Genomic DNA, 23,209 nt, shown 5'->3' on the forward strand with positions numbered 1-23,209 from the left:
CATGCGGAAACTGATCTACGGCATGAACCTGACCCTGGACGGCTACATCGCCGCGCCGGGCGACGACATCGGCTGGAGCGGACCGCCGAGCGACGAGCTGTTCCAGTGGTGGCTCGACCACGAGCAGGCGAGTGGCCTGTCGCTGTATGGGCGCAAGCTGTGGGAGGCGATGAGCTCCTACTGGCCGACCGGCGACCAGCAGCCCGACGTCACCCCGGCGGAGATCGAGTTCGCGCGGAACTGGCGGGACACGCCGAAGGTGGTGTTCTCCTCGACGATCGACAAGGTCGACTGGAACACCCGCCTGGTCACCGGCGACGCGATCGCCGAGATCACCCGGCTCAAGGCCGAGGACGGCGGCCCAATGAACATCGGCGGCGCAACGCTCGCCGGGGCGGCCATGCGCGCCGGGCTGATCGACGAGTACGCGATCGCCGCCCATCCGGTCCTGGTGGGCAGCGGCACGCCGTTCTTCACCGCGCTGGACAGCTGGGTGAACCTGAACCTGGTGGAGACGCGGACGTTTCCGGGCGGCGTGGTCCTGACCAGGTACGAGACGAGGCGCTGAGCAGCAGCACCCACGCGCTGGTCTCACGGTGATGCCGTATACGACGTCGGTACGACACGGCCCGTGAGATTACGGCATCGGCCGCGAGACCCTGCAGGACGCGGGATCAGGTCTGCGCCATGTCCACGAAGCGGGAGTAGTGGCCCTGGAAGGCGACCGTGATCGTGGCCGTCGGGCCGTTACGGTGCTTGCCGACGATGATGTCGGCCTCGCCGGCCCGCGGCGACTCCTTCTCGTACGCGTCCTCACGGTGCAGCAGGATCACCATGTCGGCGTCCTGCTCGATGGAACCGGACTCACGCAGGTCGGACACCATCGGCTTCTTGTCGGTGCGCTGTTCCGGGCCACGGTTGAGCTGGGAGAGCGCGATCACCGGCACCTCCAGCTCCTTGGCGAGCAGCTTGAGGTTTCGGGACATGTCCGACACCTCCTGCTGGCGACTCTCGGAGCGCTTGGAGCCACCGGCCTGCATCAGCTGCAGATAGTCGATGATGACGAGCTTGATGTCGTTGCGCTGCTTCAGCCGGCGGCACTTCGCGCGGATCTCCATCATCGACAGGTTCGGGGAGTCGTCGATGAAGAGGGGTGCCGAGGACACCTCGGGCATCCGGCGGGCCAGGCGAGTCCAGTCCTCGTCGGTCATGGTGCCGGAACGCATGTGGTGCAGGGCCACGCGGGCCTCGGCGGACAGCAGACGCATCGCGATCTCGTTGCGTCCCATTTCGAGGGAGAAGATGACGCTCGGCAGATTGTGCTTGATCGAAGCGGCCCGGGCGAAGTCCAGCGCGAGGGTGGACTTGCCCATGGCGGGACGGGCCGCGATGACGATCATCTGGCCGGGGTGCAGACCGTTGGTGAGCGAGTCGAGGTCCGTGAAGCCGGTGGGTACGCCCGTCATCTCGCCACTGCGCGAGCCGATCGCCTCGATCTCGTCGAGGGCGCCCTCCATGATGTCGCCGAGCGGGAGGTAGTCCTCACTGGTGCGCTGCTCGGTGACCGCGTAGATCTCCGCCTGGGCGCGGTTGACGATCTCGTCGACGTCGTCGTCGCCCGCGTATCCCATCTGCGTGATCCGTGTACCCGCCTCCACCAGGCGGCGCAGCACCGCCCGCTCGTGCACGATCTCCGCGTAGTACTCGGCGTTGGCCGCCGTGGGGACCGTCTGGACGAGGGTGTGCAGATACGATGCGCCGCCGACCTTGTTGATCTCGCCGCGCTTGGTGAGCTCGGCGGCGATCGTGATGGGGTCGGCCGGCTCACCCTTGGCGTAGATGTCGAGGATCGCCTGGTAGATCGTCTCGTGCGCGGGCTTGTAGAAGTCGTGACCCTTGAGGATCTCGACGACGTCGGCGATGGCGTCCTTGGACAGGAGCATGCCACCGAGGACGGACTGCTCGGCGTCGAGATCCTGCGGCGGTACCCGCTCGAAGGCGGTGCCGCCCTCCCACTCACCGCTTTCCCGGCCCCGGTCGTGCTGCTCGTCGCGGCCACGGCCACCCTCACCGCGCCGGCGGGAAGCGGGCAGACGATCACTGGGACCGCTGTCGGCCCACGGGTCGTCCAAGGGCTCGGAAATGCTCAACCGAGCCACCTCCTCCCGTCCGCCGAGCGGACCTCGCCGTGCCCTCAGTTCTACGGCACGACACTGACAATCGAGAGGCCCAACTCCGGTTGTGGCGCGTCGGTTTTGTAAGGGTTTCACCGGCCGACGAACGGAGCGGGCGCCGGACCACGGTAGGCCCGCTGGCACCGTCAGCCAATCTGGTTATCCACAGGCCATGTGGACGACGGCCCGGATGCTGTGGAGAACTCCCCAAAACCTGTGTACGACCCGGTGGACAGCCCTGTGAACAAGCCCTCTTCTTTTCCCATCGAGCGCCTCTGACCTGCGACTTTCCGATCCACGGGCTGTGCAGAAGAAAAACTTTCCCCGTCAGCCCAAGATCTCCTCGAACACAGCGCCAGCCAAGCCTCGACCGAACGAGAGGTAAGGGTCACTTTTGCTTTACATCTCTTACCTGTGGACGATTAGATTGGTGGTCATGACACAGGCTTCCGCGCCCCCCAGGCCCGCCCGGCGACAGCACGACCGAGAGATCGTCACGCTGGCCGTCCCGGCCTTCGGCGCACTCGTCGCCGAGCCCCTCTTCGTCCTGGCCGACAGTGCGATCGTCGGCCATCTCGGCACGGCCCAGCTCGCCGGTCTCGGCATCGCCTCCGCCCTTCTGACCACGGCCGTCAGCGTCTTCGTCTTTCTCGCCTACGCGACCACGGCCGCCGTCGCCCGCAGAGTGGGAGCCGGTGACCTCCCGGCGGCCATCCGGCAGGGCATGGACGGCATCTGGCTCGCCCTGCTGCTCGGCGGCGCCGTCGTCACGGCCGTCGTACCCACCGCTCCGACCCTCGTGGAAGTCTTCGGAGCCTCGGACACCGTCGCCCCGTACGCGACCACCTATCTGCGTATCTCGGTACTCGGTATCCCAGCCATGCTCGTCGTGCTCGCCGCGACGGGCGTGCTGCGAGGTCTCCAGGACACGAGGACGCCCCTGTACGTCGCCGTCGCGGGCTTCGTCGCCAATGGCGCCCTCAACGCCGGTCTCGTCTACGGTGCGGACCTCGGCATCGCCGGCTCCGCCTGGGGCACGGTGATCGCTCAGTGCGGCATGGCCGCGGTCTACCTCGTCGTGGTGGTCCGGGGAGCCCGGCGCCACGGCGCCTCACTGCGCCCCGACACGGCGGGCATCCGGGCCTCCGCCCAAGCCGGCTTGCCCCTGCTGGTCCGTACGCTCTCCCTGAGGGCGATCCTGATGATCGCCACCGCCGTGGCCGCCCGTCTCGGCGACGCCGATATCGCGGCCCATCAGATCGCCCTGTCCCTGTGGAGTCTGCTCGCCTTCGCCCTGGACGCCATCGCCATCGCGGGACAGGCCATCGTCGGCCGCTTTCTCGGTGCGGGTGACACCCAGGGCGCCCGCGAGGTCTGCCGTCGCATGGTGCAGTGGGGGATCGCCGTCGGGCTGGTGCTCGGCCTCCTGGTCATCGTGACCAGATCCGCCTTTCTGCCGCTGTTCACCGACGACGCCGCGGTGAAGAACGCCGCACTGCCCGCCCTGCTCGTGGTGGCGCTGTCCCAGCCGATCGCCGGCATCGTCTTCGTCCTGGACGGAGTGCTGATGGGAGCGGGAGACGGGCCGTACCTGGCCTGGGCCATGGTGATCACCCTCGCGGTCTTCACCCCTGTCGCCCTGCTCGTCACCGCCCTCGACGGAGGTCTCACCGCGCTCTGGGGAGCACTCACGCTGATGATGGCGATACGCCTGCTGACGCTCTGGCTGCGTGCGCGCTCGGGCCGCTGGATCGTCACCGGCGCGACCCGCTGACTGTTTCACGTGAAACAGGCGCCCTGCGGAAGCAGGTGTTTCACGTGAAACATCGCGCGTTCCGCATGGCCTTGCCCGGCGAAGCGCCGTTCCCAGGCATACGAAGGGGGCCGCACCCTCAGGGATGCGGCCCCCTTCGCCGGCTCAAGCGAGCACAGCGATCACGCGGCGATCAGGCCGCGACGACCTCGATGTTGACCTTGGCGGCAACCTCGGGGTGCAGACGCACGAACGTCTCGTGCGCACCCAGGGTCTTGATCGCCGAGCCGAGCTCGATACGGCGCTTGTCGACCTCGGGGCCACCGGCAGCCTTGATCGCGGAAGCGACGTCGGCGGGGGTGACGGAACCGAAGAGCCGACCGGCGTCGCCGGAGCGGACAGCCAGACGGACCCGGACACCCTCGAGCTGGGCCTTCACGGAGTTGGCCTGCTCGATGGTCTGGATCTCGTGGATCTTGCGAGCGCGACGGATCTGCTCGACGTCCTTCTCGCCGCCCTTGGTCCAGCGGATCGCGAACTTCCGCGGGATCAGGTAGTTGCGAGCGTAGCCGTCCTTGACGTCGACGACATCGCCTGCGGCACCGAGGCCGGAGACCTCGTGGGTGAGGATGATCTTCATGTTTCGGTCACCCTCCCTTAGCGCGCGGTGGCGGTGTAGGGCAGCAGCGCCATCTCACGGCTGTTCTTGACGGCCGTGGCGACGTCACGCTGGTGCTGCGTGCAGTTGCCGGTCACGCGGCGGGCACGGATCTTGCCGCGGTCGGAAATGAACTTCCGCAGCATGTTCGTGTCCTTGTAGTCCACGTACGTGACCTTGTCCTTGCAGAAAGCGCAGACCTTCTTCTTAGGCTTGCGCACAGGCGGCTTCGCCATGGTGTTTCTCCTGTGTGATCAAGAAGTTTGGGTACGACCCGCCCTCGACCCCGGTGTCCTGAAGACCCCGGGCTCTAGAAGGGGGGCTCGTCCGAGTAGCCGCCGCCGCTGCCAGCGCCGCCGCCGCCGGAGTTTCCACCCCAACCGCCGCCGCCCGCGTTCTGATTGCCGCCGGCGGGAGCGCCGGTCGCCCAGGGGTCCTCGGCAGGAGCGCTGCCGCCCTGCTGACCGCCACCGGGGCCGCCGCCCCAGCCGCCGCCACCCTGGGCGCCACCGCCACCGCCGCCGTAACCGCCCTGGCCACCGCGTCCGCCGCCGCCGCTGGTCTTGGTGACCTTGGCGGTGGCGCTGCGCAGGCTGGGGCCGACTTCCTCGACGTCCAGTTCGTAGACCGTGCGCTTGACACCCTCACGGTCCTCGTAGGACCGCTGCTTCAGCCGGCCCTGCACCATGACGCGCATGCCTCGCTGAAGCGACTCGGCGACGTTCTCCGCCGCCTGACGCCAGACCGAGCAGGTGAGGAAGAGGCTCTCGCCGTCCTTCCACTCGTTCGTCTGGCGGTCGAAGGTGCGGGGGGTGGACGCGACACGGAACTTCGCGACCGCCGCACCCGAGGGGGTGAAGCGCAGCTCGGGGTCATCGACAAGGTTGCCGACGACCGTGATGACGGTCTCGCCTGCCATTGGGGGAACCTCTCGGCGGGTTTGCTGCTGCTGGCTGCTTGTGCTGCTACTCAGAATCCCGAGATCGGCTGAGCGAGGCTCAGTGGGTCTCGGGACGGAGGACCTTGGTCCGGAGGACCGACTCGTTCAGGTTCATCTGGCGGTCGAGCTCCTTGACGACCGCAGGCTCGGCCTGCAGGTCGATGACCGAGTAGATGCCCTCGGGCTTCTTCTTGATCTCGTACGAGAGACGACGACGGCCCCAGGTGTCGACCTTCTCGACCTTGCCGTTGCCCTCACGGACGACGGAGAGGAAGTTCTCGATCAGGGGGGCGACAGCGCGCTCCTCCAGATCGGGGTCGAGGATGACCATCACCTCGTAGTGACGCATGTGGAACCCACCTCCTTTGGACTCAACGGCCACGGTCGTTCCGTGGCAGGAGGGTTGTGATGCGTGCGCAACGGTATCCGCCGCCACTGACAATCGGGGGTGGCCTTGCGACTTCCCCGTGCTGACCTGGGCGGAGTTCCTGGCTGTGCCTGGGCAGACACCGGTGCAGAGGGTACAGAGTACCCGCACAGCGGCTTCCGGTTGAAATCCGGCCGCGCGGGCAGCCAATCTGTACACATCGGGTGTGTATGGCGCTACGATGCGCCGCCTTCCGCAGGAGGTGCCACATGGCACAGGCATTGCGACCCAACACCGCCGGATCCCTGTTCGCCACCGACGAAAAGACCCATCCCCTCCAGGACACGCTGCTCGCGGTGACCCTGGTGCTGGGGATCACGTCCTTCGTCACGGCGATGTTCGACAGCCTGCATCTGCTCAGCTCCTGGACCGGCCTGGTGGGGATCCTGACCGGCGCGTACGGACAGTGGATCTCCGAGACCACCCGTGAGCGCTTCGGTCTGATCCTGGGCCTCGGTGCCTCGGGCGTCGGCTTCTTCCTCGGCATGGCGCACGGCGGCCTCTTCGGCGGGCTCTGGTAGACGGCTCGCCGCACCAACGGAACCACCCTCACCGAAGGGCGCGTAGAACACCTACGAACCCTGCCGTACCGCCCCGGCCGGCTGCGGGCCGGGGCGTCGGTTCCCTACGCCCAGTCAGGCCGCGCGCAAGGCGCAGTAGGCTTCGGCGCGAGAGCCAGGAGCCCCTGAACCCATGGGGACACACCAGCCCGAGGAGCGCCCCGAATGAGCCTGACCCTGAGGACCATCAGCCGCGAGCAGCATCTGGCGTACATCCAGAGCCTGCCGGCGGCGAGTCACATGCAGGTTCCGGCCTGGGCGAACGTCAAGGCCGAGTGGCGCTCGGAGAGCCTGGGCTGGTTCGACGAGCGCACGGGCGAACTGGTCGGCGCGGGTCTGGTCCTCTACCGGCAGCTGCCCAAGATCAAGCGCTACCTGGCCTATCTGCCCGAGGGTCCGGTGATCAACTGGTACGCGCCGAACCTGACCGAGTGGCTGGAGCCGATGCTCGCCCATCTCAAGCAGCAGGGCGCGTTCTCCGTGAAGATGGGCCCGCCGGTGATCATCCGCCGGTGGGAGGCCACTTCCATCAAGGCGGGCATCCAGAACCCCGACGTGAAGCGGCTGCGTGACATCGAGGCCGACTTCATCGAGCCGCGCGCCTTCGAGGTCGCCGACAAGCTGCGCCGTATGGGCTGGCAGCAGGGCGAGGACGGCGGCGCCGGCTTCGGCGACGTCCAGCCCCGGTACGTGTACCAGGTGCCGCTGGCGAACCGTTCGCTCGAAGAGGTCCACAGGAACTTCAACCAGCTGTGGCGCCGCAACATCAAGAAGGCCGAGAAGGCCGGCGTCGAGGTCGTCCAGGGCGGTTACCACGACCTCGAGGAGTGGCAGCGGCTCTACGAGATCACCGCCGTGCGCGACCACTTCCGGCCGCGCCCGCTGTCGTACTTCCAGCGCATGTGGACGGCCCTCAACACCGAGGACCCCAACCGCATGCGGCTGTACTTCGCCCGCCACAACGGGGTGAACCTGTCGGCGGCGACGATGCTGATCGTGGGCGGTCACGTCTGGTACTCCTACGGCGCCTCCGACAACATCGGCCGTGAGTTCCGGCCGTCGAACGCCATGCAGTGGCGGATGCTGCGCGACGCGTACGCGCTCGGCGCCACCGTCTACGACCTGCGCGGCATCTCCGACTCGCTGGACGAGACCGACCACCTCTTCGGCCTGATCCAGTTCAAGGTCGGCACCGGCGGACAGGCCGCCGAGTACCTCGGCGAGTGGGACTTCCCGCTGAACAAGCTGCTCCACAAGGCGCTCGACATCTACATGTCGCGTCGCTGACGTCACGTTCAGTGATTCCATACCTCTGACACCTCTGACGCGTTTCCCCACACCGCAGCCACGAGAAAGGTCCCGGGTCCGGCCATGGCGCTCACGCTCTACGTCGACACCGCGCGCTGGCGGGCGCACCACAAGCACGTGCAGGAGCAGTTCCCGGGGCTCGTACCGGTCTGCAAGGGCAACGGCTACGGCTTCGGGCACGAGCGGCTGGCGGAGGAGGCCACCCGGCTGGGCTCGGACATCCTCGCCGTCGGCACGACGTACGAGGCCGCACGCATCAAGGACTTCTTCGGCGGCGACCTGCTGGTGCTGACGCCGTACCGGAGGGGCGAGGAGCCCGTTCCGCTGCCCGACCGGGTGGTGCGCTCGGTGTCCTCGGTGGACGGCGTGTACGGCCTCGTGGGGGCCCGGGTGGTCATCGAGGTGATGTCGTCGATGAAGAGGCACGGCATCAGCGAGCAGGACCTGCCGCAGCTGCACTCCGCGATCGAGAACGTCCGGCTGGAGGGCTTCGCCATCCACCTGCCGCTGGACCGCACCGACGGATCCGACGCCGTCGAGGAGGTCATCGGCTGGATGGACCGGCTGCGCGCGGCCCGGCTGCCGCTGCACACGATGTTCGTCAGCCACCTCAAGTCCGACGAACTCATCCGGCTGCAGCAGCAGTTCCCGCAGACCCGGTTCCGCGCCCGCATCGGAACGCGGCTGTGGCTGGGCGACCACGACGCCACCGAGTACCGCGGCGCCGTCCTGGACGTCACGCGCGTCGCCAAGGGCGACCGCTTCGGTTACCGGCAGCAGAAGACGGCTTCCGACGGCTTCCTGGTGGTCGTGGCGGGCGGTACGTCGCACGGCGTGGGCCTGGAGGCCCCCAAGGCCCTCCACGGCGTCATGCCGCGCGCCAAGGGCGTCGCGCGTGCCGGTCTCGCCACGGTGAACCGCAATCTGTCGCCGTTCGTCTGGGGCGGCAAACAGCGCTGGTTCGCCGAGCCTCCGCATATGCAGGTGTGCATCCTGTTCGTGCCGGCCGACGCCCCGGAGCCCAAGGTCGGCGACGAGCTGGTGGCCCATCTGCGGCACACCACCACGCAGTTCGACCGTCTCGTGGACCGCTGACCGGCACGGAAACGGCAGGAGGCCGTACACGGAATCCCCGTGTACGGCCTCTTCTGCGTCCGGTGCCAGGCCCGCCCTACGCGCTGTTCACTCACTGCGAACCGTCGACGGCCTCCCGGCTGCCCCACTCGACCTCGCCCTGCTGACCCCACTCCACCTGCGGCCCCTCGAAAGAGGTGGCGTGCCGGGGAGGATGGGCCGCGGCACCCAGGACGAAGACGTCCTCCGCCCGGTCGAGCACCCCGCCCGAGGGGTCGTCGTCGCCGGCCTGCCGCACCACGTCCCGCTCCGGCATCAGGATGTCCCGCACCACCACGCCACACAGGTAGAACGTGCCCAGCAGGTGCACTCCGATGGCCCAGTGGTAGCCGTCGGTCGGCAGCCCCTTGTGGGCGTCTCCGCTGGTCGTGTACGCGAGGTACATCCAGATCCCCAGGAAGTACGCGACCTCGCACGCCTGCCAGATCAGGAAGTCCCGCCACTTCGGCCGGGCCAGGACCGCCAGCGGCACCAGCCACAGGACGTACTGCGGCGAGTAGACCTTGTTGGTGAGGATGAAGGCGGCCACCACCAGGAAGGCGAGCTGGGCGAAGCGGGGGCGGCGCGGCGCGGTCAGCGCCAGCCAGGCGATGCCCACGAAGCACAGCACCACCAGGGACGTGGCCAGAGTGTTGACGCTGTCGGTGGTGAGGGGATCGCTGGAGTTCTGGGCCAGGATCAGCCAGAACGAGCCGAAGTCGACGCCCCGCTCCTGGCTGAACCGGTAGAACTTCGACCACCCCTCGAAGGCGAACAGCATCACCGGCAGGTTCACCACCGCCCAGGCGACAGCCGCGCCCCCGACCGCCTTGCCGAGATCCCGCCACTTTCCCGCGCGCCAGCACAGCAGGAACAGCGGTCCGAGCAGGAAGACCGGATAGAGCTTGGCGGCCGTGGCGAGCCCCAGGAGGACGCCGAACGCGAGGGTGCGGCCCCGTGACCACATCATCATCGCGGCGGCTGTCAGAGCGACCGCCAGCAGGTCCCAGTTGATGGTGGCGGTCAGCGCGAAGGCGGGCGCCAGGGCGACCAGCAGTCCGTCCCAGGGGCGCCGGGCATGCGTACGGGTCACGCAGACGGCGATGACGGCCGCGCAGATCATCAGCATCCCGGCGTTGACCATCCAGTACCACTGTTCCTGGTGCTGGATGCTGCCGCTGCCCGGGGTCAGCCAGGCCGCCACCTCCATGAACACACCGGTGAGCACCGGGTATTCGAGGTAGTCCATGTCGCCGGGAAGCTTGTCGAAGTACGGCACGAGTCCGTCGGCGAACCCTCGCCCCTGGTACAGGTGCGGGATGTCCGAGTAGCAGGCGTGGGTGTACTGCGTGCTGGCACCGAAGAACCAGCCGCTGTCGTAGCAGGGCACCTTCTGGATCATTCCGAGGGCGAACATCCCGATCGCCACGAGCGCGACGACCCGTACCGGAGTCCACCAGGACGTTCCGAGCAGGGCCCGGCGTCCGAGGGGACCGCCGATCAGCTCACTGCCGGCCGCGGCCACCTTGTCGTACCTGGTGGGCCGTACCAGGTCCGGCTCGTGCACGCGCGTCGGCGTCGATTCTGCACTGGACATGGGCACATCCTGCCGTACGTCGCTGTGCGGTGCCCTTCCCACGGTCCCAAGATGCCGTGAGCACCGGCGGTCACGGAGGAGGCCCTGGCCATAATGGGGCGGTCCGGTCGACGGAGGGACGGGTGAACGGGTCGGGAATCGCTGGAGAGCGTCTGGTCCCGGGTGGAGGAGTGGCTCGCGGTGATGGCACCGGTGAAATACTTGGTCTGTGCCCCGTGGTCGGGCAGGTGGACGAGAACCTTCGCCCGCCCCGTGACCTGCTGTCCCAGCTTCCAGATCCCCGTGATCTTCAGCCGCTGTCCCTTGGTGTCGTCGGCCCGGGTGTGCCCGAAGTAGAAGTGGCTGCCGAACCCGGCGCCGAGCTGGTGCAGGTCGACCTTGGCCGGGTAGACGGTCTCCACCGCGTTGTTGGCGAAGTCGAAGGTGAAGGTGCCGGAGTTCGTCCAGGAGTTGGTGCAGCCCGGACGCACCACGGGCGTTCCCTGGGGTACGTCATCGACGATCAGGGCGCCCGCCGGCAGGCCTGCGGTGGTGCAGACCGGCGGGTAGGCGGTGCCGTCGGGCTCCTCCGGTGTGGACTCGCCGAAGCGGATGAACTCGTAGCCGCAGGTCTCGGCGCAGTCGCTCTTCCAGGTGACCGGCTTGTTCCACCAGCACTGGAAGTCCGCCCGGCCGCACGGACCGCTCGTCGCGCTGTCGTTGGAGGCGCCGTCGGAGATACGGCCCGGGGCGCAGGAGTTGGAGGCGTCACAGAACGCGTCCTCGGGCGCCTTGAGGTGGGCCCGGTTGTAGAAGGCGCTGCCCTTGACGGTAACGGCCTCGGAGGTGCCGTTCCAGGTGGCCGGCCGGAAGGCGGCGACCATGACGCCCGGCGACTCCAGGAAGGACGGCGGGTGCGCGGCGAAGCCGAGGACCTTCTCCTGGTAGGGCCAGTTCTGCGGGCGGGCGGCGGCACTGGCGTCCTCGCCACCGGCCGCGTTCTCCATGAAGGGCAGACACCCGGCGTCCGATTCCGGGTTGGCCGGGTTGTTGGCCCATCCCAGGCCCCAGGGCGAGCCGTCGGAGGTCTTCGGGTGGAACCCCGAGTTGTACGCCCACAGGGCGAAGTACCAGTTCTCCGGCCGGCCGGTCGTGCCGTGGTTGGCGATCATGCCCGCGGCGCGGGTCTCGTTCCACTTGGAGACCAGCGTCTGCAGACCCGCCGCGATGTTGGCCGTGTAGTCCAGCGCCGCGGCCCGCTACTGCTGGTAGGGCCAGGCCGTACCGCCGTGACCGTCTTCGCGGCCGGCCATCCGCATGTGGTCGGTAATCTGCGTGATGCCGTATCCGCAGTCCGCCTTGGCGAAGTCGACGTCCCAGTCGTTGGTGGGGTCGCCGTCGTACAGGTCGATGCCGTAGTAGTTGCCGATCAAGGGGCTGGCCGTGACGCCGGGCACCGCCGACCGGGCCGCCTGCCACATGTTCGACTCCTGCGTGGTCACACCGAGCATGACCTGGGCCATCAAACGGCCGCCGCCCTCGAGCGCCGGAGGCTGGAAGAGGGACTGCGGCTGATGGGCCGGCATCCCCAGGTTCTTCCAGTCGGCCGGGCGTGAACGACATCGGGGCCCGCCGTCCGGCGGGCCCCGATGCTTGTCATCCCGACGATCCTCTGAAGAGGCCTCCGTTCTGGTTTCCGTTGGAGGTCTCCTCCGTCGACGTGTCGGTGGGTGACGGTGACGAGCTGTCACCCGTGCCGCCGTCCGTGGTGCCGGCGTCCGTGCCGCCCGTGTCCTCGTCGTCACACCCGAAGAAGGTGGTGCAGGTCGAGGTGGCCGAGGGCGAGGGTTGCGTCTGGGTCGCCGTGATGGACGGGCTCGGCGACGGCGTCGTCTCGTCCTCCTCGGTCTCTGTGAAGGTGGGGGTCGGAGTCGGGGTGGGCTCCGCGTTGACGACCTCGCCGATGGGCTCGGGCTCCGGGAAGTCCTCCGTCGGCGTGCCCTTGAGGGCGTCCTCCATGTAGTCGTGCCAGATCTGGGCCGGGAACGAGGCGCCGTGGATCTTCTCCTGGCCACCCGTGCCGAACATCTTCAGGAACGTCCGGTTCTTGTTCTTCTCGTTGTCGTCCAGGCGGAACATGGTGACCGCGGTGGACAGCTGCGGTGTGTAGCCCACGAACCAGGCCGACTTGTTGCCGTCGGTGGTACCGGTCTTGCCGGCCACCTCGCGGCCGGTGAGCTGGGCGTTGGTGCCGGTGCCCTTCTCCACCACGGTCTTCAGGACGTCCGTGACGTTGTCGGCGACCTTCGAGGTGAAGGCCTGCTGCGTCTCCGTCTTGTGCGTGAAGATCTGGCCGTCCTCGCTGGTGACCTTCTCCACGGAGTACGGGTCGCGCTGCTTGCCGCTCGCGGCGAAGGTGGCGTAGGCACCGGCCATACGGATCGCGCTCGGGTCGGAGATACCGATCGAGAACGAGGGGAAGGTGGTGCCGGTGAGGCTGCCCTCCCGCAGGCCCGCGCTGATCGCGGCGTCCTTCACCTTGTCCAGGCCGACGTCCATGCCGAGCTGTACGAAGGCGGAGTTCACCGACTCGCGCATCGCCTCACGCAGGTCGATGTTGAACTTGGGCGCAGTGCCGTACGACTCGTTGCCGTCATTGGTCTGGAGCCACTCCTCGCCCTTCTCGTTCTTCCAGACCGTCTGGTTGTAGTCCTCGATCTTGAGCTTGTTCTTGCCGCTGAACAGGCTCTTCGGGGAGACGATCGTGCGCTCGTCCTGCGCCTGCGACGACCCCAGATCCGGATCGCGCACGCCCCAGGTCATCGCCGCCGCCAGCACGAACGGCTTGAACGTCGAACCGACCTGGGCACCGGTCTGGTCGGCGTTGTCGGTGAAGTGCTTGGTGGCGTCCTCACCGCCGTAGATCGCCCGGATGGCACCGGTGTCCGGTTCCACGGAGGCTCCGCCGAACTGGACGTGCGTGTCGGTGCCGGGGCGTTCCTTCGGCTTGATGTTGGCCTTCTGGACCTTCGTGACCGACGCCTCGAGGTCCTTGACCTTGTTCTTGTCGAAGGTCGTGTAGATCGAGAGCCCGCCCTGCGTCAGCCGGTTCTGGGTGACCCCGGTTTCCTTGCTGTTGGTGACCAGGTAGCCGTTGGCGAGATCGACGAGGTAGCCGATCTGCCCCTTCAGGTCGTTGTTCGTCCGGGGGTTCTTCCACTTCGGGAGCGTCGTGTACTGAGCCCGCTTCGCCGCGTCGAGATGGCCGTACTCGACCATCTTGTCCAGGGTGTCCTGCATCTGGAGCAGCGCACGCTTGCTGTTCTTCTCGGGCGTGGCGTTCACCGGGTCGATGGAGGTCGAGCCCGCCGGGTCGTAGTACGTGGCGCCCTTCAGCGTGGCGGCCAGGAACGCGCACTCGCCCGGGTCGAGCTTGATGGCGTCCTTGTCGAAGTACGCGCGTGCGGCGGCCTGGATGCCGTAGGCGCCACGACCGTAGTAGGCGGAGTTGAGGTACCCCTCAATGATCTCGTCCTTGTCGACATCCGCGCCGACCTTGATCGACACGAAGATCTCCTTGAGCTTTCGGGAGATCGTCTGCGACTGGTCGTTGAGCATCGCGTTCTTGACGTACTGCTGGGTGATGGTCGAACCACCCTGCGTCTGTCCGCCGCGGGCCATGTTGAACACCGCGCGGGCGATGCCCTTGGGGTCGATGCCGTTGTCGTCGTAGAACGTCTTGTTCTCCTGCGAGATCACCGCCCAGCGCATCTCCTCGGGGATCTGCGCGAGGCTGACGTTCTGCCGGTTCGTCTCTCCACCGGAGGCCACCATCTGGGAGCCGTCTTTCCAGTAGTAGACGTTGTTCTGGGCGGTCGCGGTCTTGTCGATGTCCGGGATGCCCACCATGGCGTAGCCGATGCCCGCCGCGGCCACCAGACTGCCGACGAAGCCGATGAACAGACCGGTGACAAGTTTCCAGGACGGCATCCAGCGCTGCCAGCCGTATCTGTCGGCGCGCGGATAGTCGATCAGGCGCTTTCGGCCGGGCGCGGAGCGCCCTCTGCCCCGACCGGGTCCGGTCGGGTCGCCACGGCGGGCTCCCATGGGCTCGGCCGCTCTGCGCCGCCCGCCCGTGCTTCTCTGGACTGCGCGTCGGGTCTCGGGGCGGCCGTTGTACGACTGCTCCTCGCTTTCCGACCCGAGGCCCAGCCCATAGTCGGAAGGAGATCCGGTGGCGCCTCGCGGTGCCGCGCGGCGGCCGGAGGACGGACCGGACTGGCCGCGTCGAGCCGCGGCACGTCCGCCTCCCTGCGGCTGCGGCGGTTTGCGACGGTGCTCGCTCATCGAACGATTACTCCTAGGGCAGGCGCATCCGTGCGCGCCTGAAAACGGCGGCTGGTTTCCTGTCCCCCCGAAGTACGGATGCGGTCGGTCGCTCATTCATCCGTACGGCACCGGAGGACACGACGCCCCCCGGCGTCCCTTGGGTCCCGGTGGTGTGCATGGCGGACAGACTACGCACCGCCAAAACCTGCCTAGGCCCGAGGTTCACCCCAAATCCGGCAACTCGCTTACAACGAATCGGTGATGTGATCCCGTTCACCCTCCCCCCTCTTGTCGCATCCGGAAGGCCGTTCTATCGTCTTGATGTATCGAGTCGATACATCGGATCGAGATAAACGGGCCAGGAGCGAGAGGAGGCGACGATGAGCCGACGTTCCGGCATCCTCGAGTTCGCCGTGCTCGGCCTGCTCCGCGAATCCCCGATGCACGGCTATGAGCTGCGCAAACGACTCAATACGTCACTGGGTGTGTTCCGTGCCTTCAGCTACGGAACGCTGTACCCCTGCCTCAAGACGCTGGTCGCCAACGGCTGGTTGATCGAAGAACCGGGAAGCACCCCCGAGGACGCCCTCGCCGCGCCACTCACAGGGCGTCGCGCCAAGATCGTCTATCGGTTGACGGCGGAAGGTAAGGAACACTTCGAGGACCTGCTCTCGCAGACGGGCCCCGACGCGTACGAGGACGAGCACTTCGCGGCCCGTTTCGCCTTCTTCGGGCAGACGTCGCGTGATGTGCGCATGCGCGTGCTGGAGGGCCGCCGCAGCCGGCTGGAGGAGCGGCTGGAGAAGATGCGCGCCTCGCTGGCGCGCACCCGGGAGCGCCTCGACGACTACACGCTTGAGCTCCAGCGCCACGGGATGGAGTCCGTGGAGCGCGAAGTGCGCTGGCTGAACGAGCTCATCGAGAGCGAGCGGGCCGGACGGGACCTGAAGGGTTCCGCTTCCGAGGAGTCCTCTCAGCAGAACACAACTGGAGCGTCGGGCGTCCTGCCCCGTCCCGGGGACACCCCCGGGACGGATACGCCCGACGACACCACCACGTGAGCGCCCATCCAGGGCCTCACACGTACACACAGGGAGCAACCGGAATGGGTTCGGTTCGCGTAGCCATCGTCGGTGTGGGCAACTGCGCCGCATCGCTGGTGCAGGGCGTCGAGTACTACAAGGACGCCGACCCGGCGTCCAGGGTCCCGGGCCTGATGCACGTCCAGTTCGGCGACTACCACGTAGGTGACGTCGAGTTCGTCGCCGCGTTCGACGTGGACGCCAAGAAGGTCGGCCTCGACCTCTCCGACGCCATCGGCGCCAGCGAGAACAACACCATCAAGATCTGCGACGTCCCGAACAAGGGCGTCACGGTCCAGCGCGGCCACACCCTCGACGGTCTCGGCAAGTACTACCGCATGACCATCGAGGAGTCCGCCGAGGAGCCGGTCGACGTCGTCCAGATCCTCAAGGACAAGCAGGTCGATGTCCTCATCTGCTACCTGCCCGTCGGTTCCGAGGACGCGGCGAAGTTCTACGCCCAGGCCGCCATCGACGCCAAGGTCGCGTTCGTCAACGCCCTCCCGGTCTTCATCGCCGGCACCAAGGAGTGGGCGGACAAGTTCACCGAGGCGGGCGTCCCGATCGTCGGTGACGACATCAAGTCGCAGGTCGGCGCCACCATCACGCACCGAGTGATGGCAAAGCTGTTCGAGGACCGCGGTGTCCGTCTCGAGCGCACCATGCAGCTCAACGTCGGCGGCAACATGGACTTCAAGAACATGCTGGAGCGCGACCGCCTCGAGTCCAAGAAGATCTCGAAGACCCAGGCCGTCACCTCGCAGATCCCCGACCGCGACCTGGGCGAGAAGAACGTCCACATCGGCCCGTCGGACTACGTGCAGTGGCTGGACGACCGCAAGTGGGCGTACGTCCGCCTCGAGGGCCGCGCCTTCGGCGACGTCCCGCTGAACCTGGAGTACAAGCTCGAGGTCTGGGACTCCCCGAACTCGGCCGGCGTCATCATCGACGCGCTGCGCGCCGCGAAGATCGCCAAGGACCGTGGCATCGGCGGCCCGATCCTGTCGGCGTCCTCGTACTTCATGAAGTCCCCGCCCGTGCAGTACTTCGACGACGAGGCCTACGCCAACGTCGAGAAGTTCATCCGCGGCGAAGTCGAGCGCTAGCCCGACCCCCGCTGAAAATTCGCTCCTGCCAGGGCTGACGAAGGCCCCCGGGTCATGTGATCCGGGGGCCTACCCGTATGTGAGGCTGTGCCCCATGGCCGTCGTCCGTGATCTGCGCGTCCTGCTGCGCTTCGGCAACTTCCGGCGCCTGCTCGCCGTACGACTGCTCTCCCAGTGCGCCGATGGCGTCTACCAGGTCGCGCTCGCCACCTACGTCGTCTTCTCCCCGGAGAAACAGACCTCGCCCGGCGCGATCGCCTCCGCGATGGCCGTGCTGCTGCTCCCCTACTCCCTGATCGGCCCCTTCGCAGGAGTGCTCCTGGACCGCTGGCGCCGCCGGCAGGTCTTTCTCTACGGCAACCTGCTGCGCGCACTGCTGGCGTCCGCGACGGCCGTCCTGATGATCAGCTCCGTCCCCGACTGGCTCTTCTACGCGTCCGCCCTGTGCGTCACCGCCGTCAACCGCTTCGTCCTCGCGGGCCTGTCGGCCGCCCTGCCGCGAGTGGTCGACGCCGAGCGCCTGGTGCTGGCCAACTCCCTCTCCCCGACTGCCGGGACACTGGCCGCGGTCGCCGGGGGCGGCCTCGCCTTCGTCGTACGGCTGGTGATCGCCGACTCCGACGCCGCTGTGGTGCTGCTGGGCTGTGCGCTGTACCTCTGCGCCGCGCTCGCCTCGCTGACCATGGCCGCGGATCTGCTGGGGCCGGAGCGCGAACTGGTTCCGACGCGGTTGACGGCGGCCCTCAGGGGCACCGCACACGGACTCGCCTCCGGAGTACGCCATCTGGCCGAGCCGAAGCGCAGAGAGGCCGCCTGGGCGCTCGGCTCGATCACCCTGATGCGGTTCTGCTACGGCGCCCTGACCGTCATGGTGCTGATGCTCTGCCGCTACGCCTGGTCGTCCGACACCGACCAGGGGCTGGCGCTGCTGGGCCTGGCAGTCGGCATCTCCGGTGTCGGATTCTTCGTCGCGGCGGTGGTGACGCCACCGATCGCGGGACGACTGGGTCCGGGACGCTGGATCGTGGTCTGCTCGGCGGCGGCCGGCGTCCTGGAGCTCGCTTTGATGCTCCCCTTCGCCCAGACCACCACGTTCGTCGCGGCGTTCGTCCTCGGTCTGGTCACCCAGGGCGCGAAGATCGCCACCGACACCATCGTCCAGTCCTCGGTGGAGGACGGCTTCCGCGGCCGGACCTTCTCCCTCTACGACGTCCTGTTCAATGTCGCCTTCGTCGGAGCGGCCGGTGTCGCCGCACTGATGCTGCCGCCTGACGGCCGCTCAGCGGCGCTGGTGGTCACGGTCGCCGTCGTCTACGGAGCAATTGCTGCGGCTATGGCCCGCTTTGAGCGCCGGTAAGGGTCACATCAAGGACACAGACTTCCGTTCGGTCGCGGGACTGTCAGTGGTGGCCTGTACTTTACGTTCGTCTTATTTCGAGCCATGCGCACACCCGTTTCCGGCCGTGCGCACCCATGTTCCAGGGGGACCCAGAAGTGACCACCCAGCCTCCACCACAGGGCCAGAACCCGTATGCCCAGACGCCCACCGGCCCTGCGGCGCAGCAGCCGTACGCGCCGCTCCCGAACCAGGGCGCTCCGGTTCCGCCTCCGCCCGCCCCGGCTCGGAGCGGCAACAAGAAGGTGCTGCGGATCGTCGGCGCCATCGTGGTCGGCATACTCGTGCTCGGAGTCAAGTTCGGTATCGGCTGGTGGGCCGACCGTACGGATGCAGAGACCACTTCTGTGGGCGCCTGCATGCACAACGACGGCACGGACAGCAACGCGGACCTCAACGAGGTCGACTGCTCGTCGAGCGGCGCCCAGTTCAAGGTTGTCGAGAAGTTCGACGACACCAGCGACGACAGCAAGTGCGAGGCCGTCACCGAGGCGGAGATCTCTTACGTCCAGTACGGCAGCGGCCATGACGTCGTGCTCTGCCTGAAGGAAGTCAAGTAGCAGCACGACTGTCACGTCGAAGGCCGATGTTTCACGTGAAACATCGGCCTTCGGCAGTCCGGGGGTCATTCTTCGGAGTCCGGGGTCATGTTTCACGTGAAACATGACCCCGTTTCGCGGCTCAGCCCTGCTCGGCCCACCACTCCTTCAGGGCGGCAACGGCGGCGTCGTACTCCATCGGACCGTTCTCCAGGCGAAGCTCCAGCAGGTGCTTGTACGCCTTGCCGATCACCGGTCCGGGGCCGACGCCCAGGATCTCCATGATCTGGTTGCCGTCGAGATCGGGGCGGATCGAGTCGAGCTCCTCCCGCTCCTTCAGCTGCGCGATGCGCTCCTCCAGACCGTCGTACGCACGCGACAGCGCGGCGGCCTTGCGCTTGTTGCGCGTTGTGCAGTCCGAGCGGGTCAGTTGGTGGAGGCGTTCCAGCAGCGGGCCGGCGTCGCGGACATAGCGACGGACGGCGGAGTCGGTCCAGTCGCCGGTGCCGTAGCCATGGAAGCGCAGATGGAGTTCGACGAGGCGCGAGACGTCCTTCACCAGTTCGTTGGAGTACTTCAGCGCCGTCATGCGCTTCTTGGTCATCTTGGCCCCGACCACCTCGTGATGGTGGAACGAGACCCTGCCGTCCTGCTCGAACCGGCGGGTACGCGGCTTGCCGATGTCGTGCAGCAGCGCGGCGAGCCGCAGAGTGAGGTCGGGACCGTTCTCCTCCAGCTCGATCGCCTGTTCCAGGACGATCAGCGTGTGCTCGTAGACGTCCTTGTGCCGGTGGTGCTCGTCGCTCTCCAGCCGCAGGGCGGGCAGCTCCGGCAGGACATGGCCGGCGAGCCCCGTGTCGACCAGAAGGCTCAGGCCCTTGCGCGGGTGCGCGGACAGGATCAGCTTGTTCAGCTCGTCCCGTACGCGTTCCGCGGAGACGATCTCCAGGCGGTCGGCCATCTCCTTCATCGCCGTGACGACCTCGGGGGCGACCTCGAAGTCGAGCTGGGCGGCGAACCGGGCGGCACGCATCATCCGCAGCGGATCGTCGGAGAAGGACTCCTCGGGCGTCCCCGGGGTGCGCAGCGCACGCGCCCCCAGGTCACCGAGGCCGCCATGGGGATCGATGAACTCCTTCTCCGGGAGTGCCACAGCCATCGCGTTCACGGTGAAGTCACGCCGGACGAGATCCTGCTCGATGGAGTCGCCGTAGGACACCTCGGGCTTGCGCGAGGTGCGGTCGTAGGCCTCGGAGCGGTAGGTGGTCACCTCGATCTGAAAGCTTCGATCGACGTCTCCGACGCGGGCCGCCTTCTGCACCCCCACCGTGCCGAAGGCGATCCCGACCTCCCACACCGCGTCCGCCCAGGGACGCACGATCTTCAGGATGTCCTCGGGACGGGCGTCCGTGGTGAAGTCCAGATCATTGCCGAGCCGGCCGAGCAACGCGTCCCGGACCGAGCCGCCGACCAGGGCAAGGGAGAACCCGGCCTCCTGGAAACGGCGCGCGAGGTCATCGGCAACAGGCGCGATCCGCAGCAGCTCGCTCACCGCGCGGTGCTGCACCTGGCTCAGGGCACTGAGGTTCTCTTCGTTGGCGTTCGGCACAACAGAAAAGAGTACGTGGCGCGGGGAGCCGCGGGCGCCCCGATTAAGGCCGGTGGACACCTCACCCGATAGCGGCGGAAGATCGGTGATTGAGGAGGTTCACCGGTACTCCCCTTATACCTGCACATAGGGGACGGCGCGGCTGCCTCGCCTGATCTTGTCGAGCAGTCCGCGGCACTTCCCCTCAGCGCGCATCGTTACGATGCGTGGACGCACATTCCGACGACCACTGACGACGACGAGGGACGGGCGAACGCGTGGCCGAGGCGGCAGACTTCCCGGGGATGAGTCCCTCACCTGCCCGCCGGTGGCTGCGGCGCACCGGAGCACTGCTCGCCGGGGCGCCCCTGCTGGCCGGGCTGTTCCAGCTGCCTGCCGCGCAGGCGGCCGTTCCCGTCTCCGCCAAGGAGGCGTCCGACGCGGGCACGGTCGCCGTGGCCGTCGACTCGCTCATCCCCACCATCCCCACCGGCGGCGACACCCTGACCGTCTCCGGCACGGTGACCAACAACGGCAAGAAGAACGTCACCGACGCGCACGTGGATCTGCGGATGGGATCGGCGCTGGCCACCCGGTCGGCGATCGACGACGCCGCGAAGAACGCGGACAGTCTCTCCGCCGGCTACGGCTCGGAGCTGGGCGGCAAGTACGTCGCGGAGTTCTCCAAGCTCACTCCAGGGGTCGCGCAGCAGTTCAGCATCTCCGTGCCGGTCGACAAGCTCGACCTCGGCGACGACGGCGTCTACTCACTCGGTGTCTCCGTCTCGGGTGAGACGTCGTCGCAGCGGTGGGACCAGATGCTGGGCATCCAGCGGACCTTCCTGCCGTGGCAGCCCGACGGAGCGGACACCGAGACGAAGACGACGGTGCTGTGGCCACTGGTCTCCACCGTCCACGTGACGGCGGAGACGGGTTCGAACGCGCAGCAGACGCCGGTCTTCCTCAACGACGACCTCGCCGAGGAGATCGCCCCCGGTGGCCGCCTCGACCAGCTCCTGTCCCTGGGCAAGGAGCTCGATGTCACCTGGGTGATCGACCCGGACCTGCTGGCGTCCGTCGACGCGATGACCGACAGTTACCGGGTCCGTACGGACGACGACACCACCCGGGCCGGCACCCACCAGGCGCTCGCCAAGCGATGGCTCGCCGAGTTGCAGGAAGCGGTGCTGGACAAGGAGGTCGTCGCCCTGCCCTTCGGCGACCCCGACCTGGCCTCCCTCGCTCACAACGGCACCGGAGTCACCGGCTCGCTGAGCCGGCTCAAGGCGGCCACCGACGTCGCCGCCGACACGGTGCAGACGATCCTCCACGTCACGCCGAGCACCGACTTCGCCTGGCCCGTGGACGGCGCCGTGGACCCGTCGATCGTGAAGGTGGCGACCTCCGCCGGCGCCGACAAGGTGATCGCCCGCAGCGACAGCCTCGGGGAGACCGGCGGCCTGCCCTACACGCCCTCCGCCGCCCGTCCCATCGGCGGCGGCACCACCGCTGTCGTCGCGGACGCACGGCTGTCCAAGGTCTTCCAGGGCGACCTGACGAAGGCTTCCGCGGCCACGCTCGCGGTGCAGCGGTTCCTGGCGCAGAGCCTGACGCTGAACCTCCAGACGGACAAGCAGCGCAGCATCGTGGTCGCCCCGCAGCGCATGCCGACCGCGAGCCAGGCCCAGGCGTTGGCGCAGGCCGTGTCCGCCCTCCAGGGCAGCGGCTGGTCGCAGTCCCAGGAGCTCACGGCCACCGCCGCGGCCAAGCCCGACGGAGAGGCCACCACGAAGGTGCCCTCCGCCTCGGCGTACCCCTCCTCGCTGCGCAGGCAGGAACTGCCCCGGTCGTCCTTCGAGCAGATCGCGGCCACACAGGACAAGCTCGACAACTTCAAGATCATCCTCACCGACGAGTCCCGGGTGGTGACCCCCTTCGGGCTGGCCGTGAACCGCGAGATGTCCACGTCCTGGCGGGGCCGGAGCACTGCGGGCAGTGTCTTCCGCCAGAGCGTGCAGACCTACCTCGACACCCTCACCGACCAGGTCAAACTGATCGACAAGTCGGAGACCAAGCTCTCCGGGCGCAGCGCCACGATCCCCGTGACCGTGCAGAACAACCTGGTCCAGGGCGTCGACCGGCTGACCCTTCGGCTCACGTCGACCAACGAGACCCGGCTGGAGATCGGCGGCCACGACTTCGCCCAGCAGCCCATCGACGTCTCCGGCGGCCACAGCACGACCGTGAAGTTCACCACGTCCGCCAACGTGAACGGCCAGACGACGGTGATCGCCCAGCTGTACACCGAGGACGGCCAGGCGTACGGCACCCCTGTCACCTTCGACGTACGGGTCACCGAGATCACGCCCACCGTGATGCTGGTCATCGGCGGCGGCGTACTGCTGCTCGTACTGGCAGGATTCCGCATGTACACCCAGCGCAAGCGGGCGGCGGCCCGGGCCGCCGCGCAGAGCGGCACCCAGGAGCCGGACGACACCGAAGACGGCCCGGCGCAACCCGAGGGCGGCGAGGACCGTCCGAAGGAGGAGTCGGGCGCCCGCTCCGGGGCAGACGCGCCGGAGCAGCAGAGTGATGGGACGGCGGACACCGCAACGGAAAGCACGGACCCTTCGGCGACGGGTGAGAGAGTGGACCGTTGA

20 protein-coding genes are annotated in these 23,209 nt (G+C 67.8%); 10 read left to right on the forward strand and 10 right to left on the reverse strand.

The window, feature by feature from the left end; genetic code table 11:
* Position 1 precedes the first annotated feature (1 nt).
* Complete coding sequence (locus ACFPIH_RS17095) at positions 2–568, forward strand: dihydrofolate reductase family protein (protein WP_381171150.1); 567 nt, start codon at positions 2–4, stop codon at positions 566–568.
* A gap of 106 nt (positions 569–674) precedes the next feature.
* Here ACFPIH_RS17095 and dnaB read toward each other — a convergent pair whose 3' ends face one another.
* Entirely contained in the window at positions 675–2,150 is a 1,476-nt protein-coding gene (gene dnaB / locus ACFPIH_RS17100) for a replicative DNA helicase (RefSeq protein WP_381171148.1), read from the reverse strand.
* 460 nt (positions 2,151–2,610) lie between these two features.
* On the opposite strand from dnaB, the gene ACFPIH_RS17105 reads away from it, so the two are divergent.
* Complete coding sequence (locus tag ACFPIH_RS17105) at positions 2,611–3,948, forward strand: MATE family efflux transporter (RefSeq protein ID WP_381171146.1); 1,338 nt, start codon at positions 2,611–2,613, stop codon at positions 3,946–3,948.
* Between the two features lie 172 nt (positions 3,949–4,120).
* Here the strand turns inward: ACFPIH_RS17105 and rplI are convergent, their stop codons facing one another.
* The 4 genes from rplI to rpsF form a co-directional block, all read right to left on the reverse strand.
* Positions 4,121–4,567 carry a 50S ribosomal protein L9 gene (gene rplI / locus ACFPIH_RS17110; RefSeq protein ID WP_381171145.1) on the reverse strand — a complete coding sequence of 149 codons (447 nt, stop codon included), beginning with the start codon at positions 4,565–4,567 and terminating at the stop codon, positions 4,121–4,123.
* A gap of 17 nt (positions 4,568–4,584) precedes the next feature.
* On the reverse strand, positions 4,585–4,821 hold the full coding sequence (rpsR, locus tag ACFPIH_RS17115; RefSeq protein ID WP_130439187.1) for a 30S ribosomal protein S18: 237 nt from the start codon (positions 4,819–4,821) through the stop codon (positions 4,585–4,587).
* A 74-nt stretch (positions 4,822–4,895) separates the two neighbouring features.
* Positions 4,896–5,504: a single-stranded DNA-binding protein gene (locus ACFPIH_RS17120; RefSeq protein ID WP_381171143.1), complete on the reverse strand. Its 609-nt coding sequence runs from the start codon at positions 5,502–5,504 to the stop codon at positions 4,896–4,898.
* 79 nt (positions 5,505–5,583) lie between these two features.
* Positions 5,584–5,874 (reverse strand): 30S ribosomal protein S6, encoded by a 291-nt coding sequence (gene rpsF / locus ACFPIH_RS17125; RefSeq protein WP_005482942.1) that lies wholly within the window; start codon positions 5,872–5,874, stop codon positions 5,584–5,586.
* A gap of 287 nt (positions 5,875–6,161) precedes the next feature.
* On the opposite strand from rpsF, the gene ACFPIH_RS17130 reads away from it, so the two are divergent.
* The 3 genes from ACFPIH_RS17130 (at position 6,162) to ACFPIH_RS17140 (ending at position 8,915) form a co-directional block, all read left to right on the forward strand.
* Complete coding sequence (locus ACFPIH_RS17130; RefSeq protein WP_381171140.1) at positions 6,162–6,473, forward strand: hypothetical protein; 312 nt, start codon at positions 6,162–6,164, stop codon at positions 6,471–6,473.
* Between the two features lie 204 nt (positions 6,474–6,677).
* Positions 6,678–7,799 (forward strand): peptidoglycan bridge formation glycyltransferase FemX, encoded by a 1,122-nt coding sequence (gene femX, locus ACFPIH_RS17135; protein ID WP_381171138.1) that lies wholly within the window; start codon positions 6,678–6,680, stop codon positions 7,797–7,799.
* An 84-nt stretch (positions 7,800–7,883) separates the two neighbouring features.
* Positions 7,884–8,915: an alanine racemase gene (locus tag ACFPIH_RS17140; protein ID WP_381171136.1), complete on the forward strand. Its 1,032-nt coding sequence runs from the start codon at positions 7,884–7,886 to the stop codon at positions 8,913–8,915.
* 91 nt (positions 8,916–9,006) lie between these two features.
* Here ACFPIH_RS17140 and ACFPIH_RS17145 read toward each other — a convergent pair whose 3' ends face one another.
* The 4 genes from ACFPIH_RS17145 to ACFPIH_RS17160 form a co-directional block, all read right to left on the reverse strand.
* Positions 9,007–10,530 (reverse strand): glycosyltransferase family 87 protein, encoded by a 1,524-nt coding sequence (locus ACFPIH_RS17145; protein ID WP_381171134.1) that lies wholly within the window; start codon positions 10,528–10,530, stop codon positions 9,007–9,009.
* On the reverse strand, positions 10,434–11,681 hold the full coding sequence (locus ACFPIH_RS17150; RefSeq protein WP_381171132.1) for a hypothetical protein: 1,248 nt from the start codon (positions 11,679–11,681) through the stop codon (positions 10,434–10,436). The genes ACFPIH_RS17145 and ACFPIH_RS17150 overlap by 97 nt, the downstream gene beginning before the upstream one ends.
* A gap of 87 nt (positions 11,682–11,768) precedes the next feature.
* Positions 11,769–12,095, reverse strand: coding sequence for a hypothetical protein (locus tag ACFPIH_RS17155; protein WP_381171130.1), 327 nt, complete (start codon positions 12,093–12,095; stop codon positions 11,769–11,771).
* Between the two features lie 70 nt (positions 12,096–12,165).
* Entirely contained in the window at positions 12,166–14,856 is a 2,691-nt protein-coding gene (locus tag ACFPIH_RS17160; protein WP_381171128.1) for a transglycosylase domain-containing protein, read from the reverse strand.
* Between the two features lie 362 nt (positions 14,857–15,218).
* Here ACFPIH_RS17160 and ACFPIH_RS17165 point away from each other — a divergent pair, with 362 nt between their 5' ends.
* The 4 genes from ACFPIH_RS17165 (at position 15,219) to ACFPIH_RS17180 (ending at position 18,982) form a co-directional block, all read left to right on the forward strand.
* Entirely contained in the window at positions 15,219–15,899 is a 681-nt protein-coding gene (locus ACFPIH_RS17165; protein ID WP_381171126.1) for a PadR family transcriptional regulator, read from the forward strand.
* 44 nt (positions 15,900–15,943) lie between these two features.
* Positions 15,944–17,026, forward strand: coding sequence for an inositol-3-phosphate synthase (locus tag ACFPIH_RS17170; RefSeq protein ID WP_381171124.1), 1,083 nt, complete (start codon positions 15,944–15,946; stop codon positions 17,024–17,026).
* 94 nt (positions 17,027–17,120) lie between these two features.
* On the forward strand, positions 17,121–18,383 hold the full coding sequence (locus ACFPIH_RS17175; protein WP_381171122.1) for an MFS transporter: 1,263 nt from the start codon (positions 17,121–17,123) through the stop codon (positions 18,381–18,383).
* Between the two features lie 137 nt (positions 18,384–18,520).
* A complete protein-coding gene (locus ACFPIH_RS17180) occupies positions 18,521–18,982 on the forward strand; it encodes an LppU/SCO3897 family protein (protein WP_381171120.1) in 462 nt (153 codons plus the stop codon).
* Positions 18,983–19,103: 121 nt separating this feature from the next.
* Here the strand turns inward: ACFPIH_RS17180 and ACFPIH_RS17185 are convergent, their stop codons facing one another.
* A complete protein-coding gene (locus tag ACFPIH_RS17185; protein ID WP_381171118.1) occupies positions 19,104–20,570 on the reverse strand; it encodes a CCA tRNA nucleotidyltransferase in 1,467 nt (488 codons plus the stop codon).
* Positions 20,571–20,827: 257 nt separating this feature from the next.
* Here ACFPIH_RS17185 and ACFPIH_RS17190 point away from each other — a divergent pair, with 257 nt between their 5' ends.
* Positions 20,828–23,209 (forward strand): DUF6049 family protein, encoded by a 2,382-nt coding sequence (locus ACFPIH_RS17190; RefSeq protein WP_381171115.1) that lies wholly within the window; start codon positions 20,828–20,830, stop codon positions 23,207–23,209.

It is taken from the genome of Streptomyces vulcanius (genome assembly GCF_042653945.1).
Lineage (GTDB): Bacteria > Actinomycetota > Actinomycetes > Streptomycetales > Streptomycetaceae > Streptomyces > Streptomyces mangrovi.